Below are 11,896 nucleotides of genomic sequence, written 5' to 3' on the forward strand. Positions count from 1 at the left end.
CACTTTTAGCCTTTCTAAATATTAAGATTTACCGTTTACAATAAATGTATAGGAAAAGGAGTGAACAATGATGATTAAAGTGAATAACTTACAACATACATTTTCAATCGGTAAAAAAGGGAAGGAAAAAACAGTACCCGTACTGAGGGATGTATCCTTTGATGTAAAGCGCGGTGAGATTGTAGCAATCGTAGGGAAGAGTGGTTCTGGAAAATCTACTTTACTGCAAATATTAGCAGGTTTTATGAAGCCAGAGCATGGTTCGATTGTCGTTAATGCACAGGAAATCGCGGGATTTAATGAAGCTGCGAGCGCTAAGTTTCGTTTAGAAAATTACGGCTTTATATTTCAAAACTTTCAACTGATGCCAAGCTTAACGGCATTTGAAAATATAGAATTGCCTTTAAAATTAAAAGGGATGAATGTTTCAGCGCGTAGAAAACGTGTTGAAGTTATTATGCAGAAGGTTGGTTTGACGGAAGTAACGGATCATTACCCAAATGAATTATCAGGGGGGCAACAGCAGCGTGTTAGTATAGCACGGGCACTTGTAACAAATGCCCCAATATTATTGGCGGACGAACCTACAGGGAGCCTCGATTCGGAAACGGAGCAAGATATTTTGATGCTTATTCAGCAGTTAAATCGAGAACTTGATTTGACATTTATTATTATTACACATGACGAGGAAGTTGCAATGATTGCTGATAAACGCTTCCGCATGCATGATGGCAAGTTAGTAAAGGAGGGTAATCACCGTGTTATTTAAAGATCAAGTAGACTTTGTCATGCAGCATATTAAGAAGAACAAATTACGCGTATTTATGACGGTGCTTGCCGCTACAATGGGCTGCGCATTTCTAATCGTACTTGCTTCGATCGGATTTGGGTTGCAAGCTTCAATGGAGGAAGAAATTTTATCGAGTGAAAGCGTCACAAAAATTGAAGTTATGGGTGGGGAAGCACAGTTTTCGGAAGAGGAAGTAGCAGAAATTGAAGCAGTAGAAAATGTACAGACTGTTTTAAAAACAACGACAATAGATGCAGAGGTGAAAAGCTTTTTTGAAGACCGGGATACAATTTCTGGTTTACGATTAACGAATTTCACTGATTATGCTTCTATAGCAAAGCCGTTAGCAGAAGGCACATACCCGAAAAATGAAAATGAAATTGTTGTCGGCTATCATTTTGGTCAAACGTTATTGAATGAGGCAGACCGCAAATTGATTGAGGAAAAAGAAAAAGCGGCTAAAACAGAGGGTACTTATTATAATGGAGAAGAAGAAGGCTATAAGAGCTCATTAATCGGTAAGGAGATTGAAATTGCGATAAGGTCGTATGATGATCCGAACAAGCTTTCAGATCGTATGACATATACGATTGTTGGTGTGATGCCAAAGCCTACATATGAATGGGCAATTGAAAATAGAATTTATATGATGGACGAGCAACGTACAGTTCTTGAAAATAGCTTTAAGCAAGTAATTGATGAGAACCCGGCTGATTACCAATTATTTTTTGAACGCTATGATATTTATGCAAAAAGCTTAGAATACGTGAAACCAATCTTGGAAGATTTACGTGGGAAAGGCTACGGTGTATACTCGGTTACCGAACAACTTGAGGACTTAAATGTCTTTTTCTTAGTGTTAAAGGCAGGTCTGGTATTTGTTGGGACGATTGCAGTACTAATTGCATCAATCGGTATATTCAATACAATGACAATGGCGGTAACAGAGCGTACAAGGGAAATTGGTGTACTAAAGGCAATTGGAGCGAGTCCAAAACTGATTCAGCGACTATTTTTAATGGAAAGTACATTTATAGGTGTTATCGGAACAGTTATAGCCATTGCAATTTCCTACCTAGTAAGCTTTGCATCTAATCTTTTACTGCCGATTGTTTTAGAGGCAGCAACAGGTGAAGAAAACTTTGGCAATATCCAATTTTCTGCTATTCCATGGCAGTTAGTAGTGATTGCCGCAACAATTAGTATCGGTGTTGCGATGATATCAGGATTAAGACCAGCTCGAAAAGCAACGAAAATCGAAGTAATGCAGGCACTAAGACAAGAATTATAGGGAAAATTCCACCTCGTAAAAGTAGGGCTCTTCTTGTACGAGGTTTTTTCTATTTCAGAACGGCTTCGAGCAAGCGTAATTGCTGTTCCAGTTCAAAATAAGCTTCTTCGGCCTGTTCAAGTGATACAAGCTGGAAAAGTAGTGTCTGTTGGGGAGTGAGCTGCGCTAAACGATGTAAATCAGCGGTAATTACTTGTGCAATTTTCGGGTAGCCTCCTGTTGTTTGCCGATCTGCCATTAATAGAATCGGGTGTCCACTTGGAGGTAATTGGATCGTACCGAATGTGACGGCTTCGGAAAGTAATTGAAATGGCTTTTCAAGAGATATGGACTTGTGGGAGTCTAATTGATAGCCCATACGGTCGGATTTATTTGAAATTGTATAAGATTGATTAATAAAGCTAGTTTGCATACCACGGCTAAATTGCTGCCACTCGGTTCCTGGTAGTATACGAATAGGTGCTTTTTCGTAGAAGGTCTTTGTATTTACTTGATATGCAGCATATTTTACTCGCGTTTCCTCATAAGGAATCTCATCGCCCGGTTGCAGTGCTCGTCCTTTATAACCGCCAAACTGCGCTTTTAAATAGGTGCTTCGACTACCGAGTATTTCATCGACTAAAAATCCACCTGCAATACAGAAATAGCTTCTTGCACCATTTAATATTGTCCCACATGTTAATACGTCACCTGCTTTAGCAGAAATGACTTTATACATGGGAACTAGCTGATTATTAAGTGTTGCGTGCATCATTCCCCCTGTTAAAACAAATGCTGTAGCTTTTTTAAATTCGAATGACCCGCCATTTAATGTCATTTCAATGGCGGCTTTATCGGATTGTTTTAACAGCGCATTGCCGATCCGGTAGGCAACTGAATCCATTACACCACTTGCAATAATCCCATATTGTTGATGGCCAGTTCGCCCTTCATCTTGAATTGTAGAAAAAATTCCTGGTTTTATAACTTTTAGCATGAAATGACCTCCTTTATGGCTACAAATCGAACACGGTCACCTGCTCGTAATAATGTAGGAGGGTTTTTGTCAGGTAAAAATAATGGCGTCATCGTTCGACCGATAATTTGCCAACCGCCTGGTGTTGCAAGCGGATAAATGCCTGTTTGTTCTCCGGCAATCCCTACTGAACCAGCCGCGATTTGTAATCTTGGAGTGGAATGACGAGGTGTTGCGATTCGTTTATCCATCCCGCCCAAAAACGGGAATCCAGGTGCAAAGCCAACCATATAGACAAGATACTGTTTAGCGGTATGTATATCTATCACTTGTTCCGGTGTTAATCCATTAACATGTGCAACATCGTTTAAGTCAGGACCATATTCACCACCGTAAATAACTGGAATATCTATTAGCCGGCCCATTTCTTGAGATGAAATGTCTTGATTAGTAAGTAAGTTTTCAATATAGTTTTGTACTTTTGTTGAGCTCGTTTTTAATGAGTTAGGTTGTAAAGATTTTCTAACTATAAACGGATCATAATAAATACAAAGATTCGTATAGCTCGGCACAAGCTCGATAAAACCGGGAAAAGGGTGCTGTTGGATAGTTATCATAGCTTGCTGAATTTGGTGGTGTGCTTGTTCATTAATCGTCGTACTAAATTGAACAAATAGTGCGTTGTCGCTTAGTTGCCTAAATTGCAGAACCGGCATGTATTTTCACCTCATTATTGGAATGAATGATTATGTATGGCATGATAATAGCATAACATTCTGATAGTTGTTGGGGGAGAGGCTATGTATACGATTGATATAAATTGTGATTTAGGCGAGAGCTTTGGAAGATATAAGTTGGGAGAACAAGAGGAAATACTACGTTATATAACGTCAGCCAATATCGCATGCGGATTTCACGCAGGAGATCCAACTGTCATGCGCGAAACGGTGGAGCTGGCGGTAAAAAACAATGTGCAAATCGGTGCACATCCGGGACTACCTGATTTAAACGGCTTCGGGCGCAGGGAGATGAAGATTTCTCCTCAAGAGGCGTATGACATCGTTGTATACCAAATCGGTGCACTGCAAGGATTTTTAACAACTACAAACGTAAAAATGCAACATGTTAAACCTCATGGAGCGCTTTATAATATGGCGGCGGTACAAGAAGATATAGCAAAAGCCATTGCACAAGCGGTATATGATATTTCGCCTAAGTTAATTTTATATGGATTAGCCTCAAGTGAATTAACGAATGCAGGAGAAAAAATTGGCCTGAAAACTGTGCACGAAGTATTTGCGGATCGGACGTATCAGCAAGATGGCACGCTTACAAAGCGCAACGAATCGAATGCTCTTATTACAGACGAAAAAAGGGCTGTCGCCCAAATAATAGAGATGATAAAGGAAGGAACAGTCACTTCCGTTCAGAATACGAAATTCCCACTTCAAGCACATAGTATTTGTGTGCATGGGGACGGGGAGCATGCCGTACAATTTGCCCAGCTGACCCGTACGAAATTGGAGCAGCAAGGTATTGTAGTAAAGGCATTTCAATAAAAAAGAGGCTGGGACATAAGTAGAAATTTCTTTGTAAAAGGGAAATACTCTTATTAAGAAATTGATATTATATGAATTGATTGAAGTGAAGGGGCGACTCCTGGGGGAACAGCACGACGCCTGAGACTACAGGCTCAGGCCGTGCCCCCGGAAAGCGTCCCCGTAACGGAAATTAATTCTGGTAGAAGCAGAAAACTATCTATTTTTTCTTTTAAAAAATAGATAGTTTTCGTTTTGTCCCAGGCCCTTTCGTCATATTCTAGTGATACTTCAAAATTTCAGTAACAGTTAAAAACTCGTAGCCCTCATCTTGTAAATAAGCGAGTACTGGCTCCAATCCGTCTGCAGTTGATTGGTGGATATCATGCATTAATACAATCGCATTGTTATGTAATCCATCTTTTAGCATTGGCAGAAGTTTTTCTGAGTCACGGTGTTTCCAATCGAGGGTATCAATTGTCCAGTTAACCGTTTTACATGGGATAAGCTTACGTACTTCATCATTAACCGCTCCATATGGCGGACGGAATACAGTTGAGTTTTCACTAATCGCACTTTTAATGGCCTGTTCTGTAGATTCATACTCTTTTTGAATTTCCGATGGAGACATTTTCGTTAAAACACCGTGTGTCCACGAATGGTTACCAATTTCATGACCAGCTTGACGCACTTTACGTACCAATCCAGGATAATATTGAACACGGCTGCCAAGCATGAAGAAAGTTGCCTTTGCATCATATTTTTCTAAGAGTTCTAAAATCTGTTTCGTTACTTCTGGGTGTGGTCCATCATCAAACGTAAGGGCAATTCGTTTTTTTGAAGGGTTCTTATCATTTTTCGGAATAATTGTTTCCTCTGCCTGCATCTCAATTTGGAAATCTGAGGCTAAAAGTGGGTTAATGAATGATAGAGACATTTCCACTGTTGGCATTCCTGCTTCAAGTTCTGTCACTTCTCCTTCATTAAAGTAAATAATGAGGGAATCTCCCTTTAATGCAAAGCGCTTAAATAATCGCCATTTCGGTTGAGTCGCAGAAGCAAGCTCTTTTTCCTTAATATAATCTTTATAGGTTGTGTTCTTTACCATTTCAGATTGAACATGTGCAGCAAAGGTTTCTAAACTTTTTAGATCTTCATTCAGGAGTGTACGAATATCGAATAATTCACCGGTTTCATTGTCAATTAAAAATGTTGTGATTGTTGTCTGTTGCTCTACTGCATTTAAAATTGTCTTATTTGTTAATACGAAGGAGTAGTAATGGTCATACTCAAAAGTATCAAGGCTAATATTTAGTTCGCCGGATAATTGTTTTTCATTTTGCTGTAGACGCATCATGCTTATGTAATATTCTTTCGATTCTTCGATATACGTAGTGACCGCTTGATTGAACGTTTTGTATTCTGTAAGTGGATATTGAATTACGAAAGGGATCTTATCATCATTCGAAATGTCTGTGACAATCTTTACACCAGGAAAAGTTGATGGCTCTACGCTTGTAGTAGAATCGTGCTCTTTTGCAGATGTCTCCTCACTACTCGGGAAAAGTGGGTTATCACTCAAAACTGTTAAATAGACAGTAATAGCTCCCAGTATAATGATAGAGCTAATAAGGGTTAAATCAATCCAAGGACCGCGGCGTTTTCTGTAAGGGTTTGACATGATGTACTTCGGTTCCTTTCTATTAAAAATAGACATCTAAGTAAAGCTATAAAAAATATATTAAATTTATTAATCATTTTAGAAAATACACTATCATAGTAGCATATATTGTATGAAAAAAGGCTGTTATTTTAATGGTGCTTCAAGTAATATGAGCTAAGAAGTGGAAGGAGGTCCATCGTATGGATAATGAACATACTGAAATGGCAATAGACTGCTTTTTACTTGCAGGCCGTATCATGATTGAAAGTGGTGCGGAAACGTATCGAGTGGAAGACACGATGCTACGTATGGCCCGTTCTCAAAACATGATGGATGCACAAAGCTACGTAACGCCAACAGGAATTATTTTTTCTCTTGGTAAAACGCAACCTACTCGAATTACATCGATTCCAACAAGAATTACGGACTTACACCGAATTGCTCTTGTCAATAATGTTTCGCGTAAGCTTACATCCCACCTTATATCAATTGAACAAGCATATGAAGAATTGAAGAAAATAGAAAAAACGAATTATTTCCTTCCAATAGCCATTCAGGTCCTTGCTGCGAGTATAGCGAGCGGTGCCTTTTTACTGCTGTTTAAGGGGACTGTAAGTGACATTCCAGCTGCTTTTATTGCAGGAGGGTTAGGTTTATATATCGTTACCATCATTCATAATATGACGCGCGTAAAATTTTTCTCGGAATTTCTTGCTGCGGTGGCTATTGGTGTTGTGGCATCTTTTGCAGTCTATTATGGATATGGTACAGAAATCGATAAAATTATTATTGGCTCAGTTATGCCACTTGTTCCTGGTTTGCTCATTACAAATGCGGTACGAGATATGATGGCTGGGCATTTTACAGCAGGGATGGCAAAGGGAGCCGAAGCTTTTTTAACAGCGTTTGCGATTGGCTCAGGAATTGCACTTGTTCTGTCCTTCTAAAACTTTGACTGTCAGTAAACTTTGCAATATTGGAATAGGAGGAAAGCTGGATGTTGGATAGTGTTCTTATTCAAATCGTTATTAGTTTCGTTGCAACAGCGTGCTTTGGTGTCATTTTTAATGCGCCTACAAAAACAATTCCAGCATGTGGCTTTGTCGGTGCAGTTGGTTGGGCAATCTATTACGTCATGATTGAAATCGGAGTCGATGAGGTACAAGCCTCGTTTTTAGGGGCATTTGTTGTGTCATTAGTAGCGTATTTCTTTGCGCGCAAATTTAGAATGCCCATGATTATTTTTAGTGTTTCAGGAATTATTCCGCTTGTGCCTGGAGGAATAGCCTACAATACAATGCGTAACGTTATGGAACTCGATTATATTATGGGTCTGCAAAATGGGATGCGGGCATTTATGATCTCAGGAGCCATCGCGATGGGACTTGTTTTCGCAGAAGTATTTATGCAAATTATTTTCCGACTATTGAGCCAGGGGAAGACTTCAATGCAATCCTTTATGAAATCGAAAAAAAGAAGCTCGTAATGCACTGTTTTACAGTAGCCTTACGAGCTTCTTTATTATTGCTATACAAGTAAAGATGAAATGCCATTAGAAGAGCTTGGTTTACTAATAAAGTATCCTTGTAAAATATCGCAGCCAATATTTGTTAGGAAATCTTTTTGTTCTTCTGTTTCTACACCTTCTGCAACGACTGTTAAATTCATCGATTTGCCAAGCTGAACCATGCCATTTACAAGCTGCTGCGTTTTTTCAAACTTCAGTGAGCGGATGAAAGTTTGATCGATTTTCAAAATGGAAATCGGCAATAGCTGCATATAACGGAATGAGCCGTAGCCCGTACCAAAGTCATCTAATGCAAAAACAATTCCTTCGTTCTCAAGCGTGCGCATCTGTTTAATGATGCTAGTTTCAGCTTCTGCTTCCAATGCAAATTTCTCGGTAATTTCGATTTGCAGTAAATTAGCAGGGCAACCTGTACGTTCAAGAGTAGCTAAAATTGATTTTGCCATGTTTTTGTCACGGAACTCACGGACAGAAGAGTTAATACTTACTTTAATATTATGACCAGCCTTTTTCCAAAGAACGGCTTGCTCACATGCCTTTTCGAGCATAAATGAACCGATATTATTAATTAGGCCTGTTTCCTCTGCTATTGGAATTAATTCATCAGGAGAGACAACACCAATTTCCTCATCATCCCAGCGAACTAAAGCTTCCACTCCTGTAAATTTCCCGGTTTTTACATCGAGCTGTGGCTGGTAAAGAACATGTAAATTTTTCTGATCCAATGCCAGTAATAACCGCTTTTCTATGATTGAGTTACGATTCAATGTAACATGTGAAGATTTTGACAAGGAAACAATTCGGTCACCACCAGCATTACGTACAGACGTAATGGAAGCCAATGATGCCTTCATCAGATGTGTAAATGTCAATTGATCTTCAGGGTAGCGAGTAATGCCACCGCTTACGGAAAGGGGAACAGCAACATTTCCATTGTATATTGGGTTTTGCTGCAAATAACTCAGGAAGCCTTGTGTAAACCATTCAGGCAGAGGTGTTATCACAACAAAATCGTTTTCGTTAATGCGGGCCATTGTACTATCTTGGAAATACATTTTCAGTCGCTTTGTGAATTCCATGATAAGTGATTTCTCTGCACAATCATCATGCAGATCTTTAATGGTATAGAATTTATCGATGCTTAAGTAAACAAATGAAAAGTGACGATCTTCCTGAATCATTTCATCGATTACTTGTGCAAGGCGGTGCACATTCATTAATCCTGTTTCAGTATCGATATAGGCGATTTTTTCGAGCTGGAACTGAATCGCTTTTTCCTTTGTAATGTTTCGTTCGATAAGGAAATATTGATTTAGCTCTGGTGCAGGTCCAAGCATGGGAATGGCGGTTAAATGAACCCAATAATGTTCGTCGTCCTTTGTCACCTTTTCTACATCACCTTGCCAGATTTGCCCACTTTGTACTGTTTTCCAAATTTCCAAAGCGACCTTTTCGGAATCGCCATTATTTGGGAATAGCTGCCAAAACGTTTTGCCGAGAACCCGCTTTGGTGTCCAATGGCTTGCCTTTAAAAACTGCTGGTTGGTTTGTATGATAAAACCATCTTGATCGAGTGTCACAGTCATAAAGGATTGCTGAATCCCACTCTTTAAATCGATTAAATGTTGCATTTCGTCATCTACTAAACGCATTTCTTCATTAGGAACACATAAAATGAAAATAGCTTCCTTATTTTCGAAGAGGATAGGTTTTGTATAAACTGTACATATTTTGGAAGCCTCACCCTTCATCAATATTGGAATATGGTGTAAGCATAAAGCTACAGTACTTGTTAAGATGGACTCCACTATCTCGTTACTTACTTCTGAAAAAAGAGTGTTGTAAACAGGGTTTTCTTTTAGTTCTTTAGTCTCGTCTTCTGAGTAGTCAAAATGATGAAAATTTCCTTTAACAATTGTTCCATTTGGTAGAAGTATAAAAGAAGGGAAGGGAGTAACTAGTATTGGTTCAATATTAGTAGAAAGGGTTTGCTCGTTTATCATACTTTAAATCTCCTTATTTAATAAATTATTACTATAATTATAATGAGGCAACATCCATTGGTCATTAAAAAAAATCTTTTATATTTATATATAAGCGTTTAATAGGATTATTATACCTCAATTTTATAAGAAGGATAGTTAAAATTATACATATTTCTTATATTTGGCATCAATAGAATGTCGTACTCTTATCATCATGGTATAAATAAGAGGAAAAATAAGAGAATAATTTTGTAAGTCAGTTTAAAATTGATAATTGCGCGCTATTGTTGCGTAACTACGTGAGCTTTACTAAAATAGAAACATTATAGAAGATAGAATTGGAGTAGAAAGAATGAATTTATCGGCAATTACCGTGTCGTTTCCTTTAGATCAAGAAACATATGAAGAAGTACAAAACTTATGTAAAACAGCCGCTGTTTGTGATGGCATCCTATTAAATCAGGTAATGAATTTAACAATTGCTAAAAGTTATGAAACACGCGGGTTTTATGTACTAGTATATGATGATAAAAAAAATCTATTAGTTGGGGCAGGAACTGCTGTGGATCTAATGGGCTTAAATACGTATGAATGGTCGATGCTAGTTGCCCCAATGTACCGTCAGCTTGGAATTGGAACCGCCATTTTAAATGTGCTAAAAGAAGGAATGGCGGTACGAAAAAGTGAAGGGGAGCTTGCTCTTGTAATGGAAGGTTCTAAATACGGAAAAGAGTTTTTAGAGCAAAATGGGTATTTATACAGTTTTTCTGAGGCAACTTTAGAGGCACATGCGGAAGTTATAGAGAATAAAGGGGCGGTGACTTTACGTCCTTTCATGCAAAAAGATACGGAAGCGCTCATTTCAATTTTTAGTGATGCTTTTGGCGATATGCGTGAAGAATCATTGGAGTTAATTGAGTTTAATACGACGACAGAAGGCTTAGTAATGTGGACAGCCGAAATGGATGGGGAAGTAGTTGGAACTGTGACAACCCGTAAAGAAGGGGAAGTGCAATGGATTACTGCGTTTGCAGTATCACCGAAGAAACAGCGCCAAGGCGTTGGTACGCAAATTTTAAACTTCGTGAAGGACTATGCAATCCGTTCAGGTGATAAAACTATTTTACTTGATGTAGAGATTGAAAATATGGGTGCACTCCGCGTATATGAAAAAGCCGGATTTATGAAGTCGTCACAGGTTGATTATTATATTTATATTGGATGAAAAGATGAGCAAACTGGATGCTTCGGTTATTAGGGAGAAAACAATATAAAAAATAATGTTCAGGGACACATTTCTATATGAATTGTGTCCTTGTTTTCGTTGTTGCTTCACGAGCTATATATAGACAAACGCAATTAGCACAGGAATCAGTAGCATCGCATAAATTTATGTGCCTTCGTTAATTCCGTTGTTACAATACTTGCTAATTAGATATTAGAAAGAGATGGGAAATCTATAGTAAGGCTATGTTCTCCAACTAACTGAGCAGTTAGTTTAATCCCATTTCCTCGCACCAAGGTCCTTGTCCTTTACATTGAAATTGATAAATTTTATTTTCATTTTTAACTTTTAGTTCAATTATATAATCCAATGGGTGATGAAAATTACCTTGCTTCGCATCTCCAACTATATTTATTTTTTCAATATCGTGATAACTCAAGTTTAATTTTTGATAGTCAGTGGAACTCCCTAAAATGACTAACAAGCGATGCTGTTCATTTATTAATCGATCCGAATGTCTATCATATGCATAATAACTAATAAGCCCTGTTTGTATAATCAACAAGGCACAAATAACAATGCCAATCTTTTTAGAAATCCCTTTTCGTGCTTTCCAAAATAAAAGGATGGTCAATGAGCATGCTACGTATAAGATGGTAAATTCAATCGTTACATTATTTAAAGCGATACCATTTCTGAACAAAATAAAACCATATAAGAAAATTAAAGCAATAACTATAACACCCATTTCATCACCCCTATTATTTATCTGAACAACTAGTAACTAAGATGATTTGCTTTTCTTTCAATAAAGAATATAATTCTACAACCCTTTCCAAAAATCCTATTTGAAGAGGAGATATCATTAGAATTAAAGAATAAGGTATGAAGTAGTTTGGACTATAGTTCAATAAGGAAAGT

General features: G+C 38.1%; 11 protein-coding genes. 6 read left to right on the forward strand and 5 right to left on the reverse strand.

Features of this window, described 5'->3' with window-relative positions; translation table 11 throughout:
* The first annotated feature begins 70 nt into the window (after positions 1–70).
* Together MKY13_RS01740 and MKY13_RS01745 are read left to right on the forward strand one after the other, a co-directional pair.
* On the forward strand, positions 71–769 hold the full coding sequence (locus tag MKY13_RS01740; protein WP_339216828.1) for an ABC transporter ATP-binding protein: 699 nt from the start codon (positions 71–73) through the stop codon (positions 767–769).
* Positions 759–2,081 carry an FtsX-like permease family protein gene (locus tag MKY13_RS01745; RefSeq protein ID WP_339214934.1) on the forward strand — a complete coding sequence of 441 codons (1,323 nt, stop codon included), beginning with the start codon at positions 759–761 and terminating at the stop codon, positions 2,079–2,081. The genes MKY13_RS01740 and MKY13_RS01745 overlap by 11 nt, the downstream gene beginning before the upstream one ends.
* 49 nt (positions 2,082–2,130) lie before the next feature.
* Here MKY13_RS01745 and MKY13_RS01750 read toward each other — a convergent pair whose 3' ends face one another.
* Both MKY13_RS01750 and pxpB read right to left on the reverse strand, forming a co-directional pair.
* Positions 2,131–3,057 (reverse strand): biotin-dependent carboxyltransferase family protein, encoded by a 927-nt coding sequence (locus MKY13_RS01750; RefSeq protein WP_339214936.1) that lies wholly within the window; start codon positions 3,055–3,057, stop codon positions 2,131–2,133.
* The gene (gene pxpB / locus MKY13_RS01755) at positions 3,051–3,752 is read right to left on the reverse strand and encodes a 5-oxoprolinase subunit PxpB (RefSeq protein WP_339214937.1); all 702 of its coding nucleotides are present in this window, start codon (positions 3,750–3,752) and stop codon (positions 3,051–3,053) included. The genes MKY13_RS01750 and pxpB overlap by 7 nt, the downstream gene beginning before the upstream one ends.
* Positions 3,753–3,836: 84 nt before the next feature.
* Between pxpB and MKY13_RS01760 the strand changes: the two genes are divergently transcribed.
* A complete protein-coding gene (locus MKY13_RS01760; protein WP_339214939.1) occupies positions 3,837–4,595 on the forward strand; it encodes a 5-oxoprolinase subunit PxpA in 759 nt (252 codons plus the stop codon).
* Positions 4,596–4,854: 259 nt separating this feature from the next.
* Here MKY13_RS01760 and MKY13_RS01765 read toward each other — a convergent pair whose 3' ends face one another.
* Positions 4,855–6,255 carry a polysaccharide deacetylase family protein gene (locus MKY13_RS01765; RefSeq protein ID WP_191701217.1) on the reverse strand — a complete coding sequence of 467 codons (1,401 nt, stop codon included), beginning with the start codon at positions 6,253–6,255 and terminating at the stop codon, positions 4,855–4,857.
* Positions 6,256–6,437: 182 nt separating this feature from the next.
* Between MKY13_RS01765 and MKY13_RS01770 the strand changes: the two genes are divergently transcribed.
* Positions 6,438–7,184, forward strand: a complete 747-nt coding sequence (locus MKY13_RS01770) for a threonine/serine exporter family protein (RefSeq protein WP_191701216.1) — start codon at positions 6,438–6,440, stop codon at positions 7,182–7,184.
* Positions 7,185–7,234: 50 nt separating this feature from the next.
* Entirely contained in the window at positions 7,235–7,723 is a 489-nt protein-coding gene (locus tag MKY13_RS01775; protein ID WP_191701215.1) for a threonine/serine exporter family protein, read from the forward strand.
* Positions 7,724–7,764: 41 nt separating this feature from the next.
* On the opposite strand, the gene MKY13_RS01780 is transcribed toward MKY13_RS01775, so the two are convergent.
* A complete protein-coding gene (locus MKY13_RS01780; RefSeq protein WP_339214941.1) occupies positions 7,765–9,768 on the reverse strand; it encodes an EAL domain-containing protein in 2,004 nt (667 codons plus the stop codon).
* 334 nt (positions 9,769–10,102) lie between these two features.
* On the opposite strand from MKY13_RS01780, the gene MKY13_RS01785 reads away from it, so the two are divergent.
* Positions 10,103–10,975, forward strand: coding sequence for a GNAT family N-acetyltransferase (locus MKY13_RS01785; RefSeq protein ID WP_339214943.1), 873 nt, complete (start codon positions 10,103–10,105; stop codon positions 10,973–10,975).
* 268 nt (positions 10,976–11,243) lie between these two features.
* Here MKY13_RS01785 and MKY13_RS01790 read toward each other — a convergent pair whose 3' ends face one another.
* On the reverse strand, positions 11,244–11,723 hold the full coding sequence (locus MKY13_RS01790) for a hypothetical protein (protein WP_191701212.1): 480 nt from the start codon (positions 11,721–11,723) through the stop codon (positions 11,244–11,246).
* Between the last annotated feature and the right edge of the window lie 173 nt (positions 11,724–11,896).

Source organism: Solibacillus sp. FSL W8-0372, from assembly GCF_037969735.1.
GTDB classification, from domain to species: Bacteria; Bacillota; Bacilli; order Bacillales_A; family Planococcaceae; genus Solibacillus; species Solibacillus faecavium.

Coding starts and splice junctions, on each gene's coding strand:
- MKY13_RS01740 (WP_339216828.1), top strand. CDS start 71: ATGATTAAAGTGAATAACTTACAACATACATTTTCAATCGGTAAAAAA.
- MKY13_RS01750 (WP_339214936.1), bottom strand. CDS start 3,057: ATGCTAAAAGTTATAAAACCAGGAATTTTTTCTACAATTCAAGATGAA.
- pxpB (WP_339214937.1), bottom strand. CDS start 3,752: ATGCCGGTTCTGCAATTTAGGCAACTAAGCGACAACGCACTATTTGTT.
- MKY13_RS01760 (WP_339214939.1), top strand. CDS start 3,837: ATGTATACGATTGATATAAATTGTGATTTAGGCGAGAGCTTTGGAAGA.
- MKY13_RS01765 (WP_191701217.1), bottom strand. CDS start 6,255: ATGTCAAACCCTTACAGAAAACGCCGCGGTCCTTGGATTGATTTAACC.
- MKY13_RS01770 (WP_191701216.1), top strand. CDS start 6,438: ATGGATAATGAACATACTGAAATGGCAATAGACTGCTTTTTACTTGCA.
- MKY13_RS01775 (WP_191701215.1), top strand. CDS start 7,235: ATGTTGGATAGTGTTCTTATTCAAATCGTTATTAGTTTCGTTGCAACA.
- MKY13_RS01780 (WP_339214941.1), bottom strand. CDS start 9,768: ATGATAAACGAGCAAACCCTTTCTACTAATATTGAACCAATACTAGTT.
- MKY13_RS01785 (WP_339214943.1), top strand. CDS start 10,103: ATGAATTTATCGGCAATTACCGTGTCGTTTCCTTTAGATCAAGAAACA.
- MKY13_RS01790 (WP_191701212.1), bottom strand. CDS start 11,723: ATGGGTGTTATAGTTATTGCTTTAATTTTCTTATATGGTTTTATTTTG.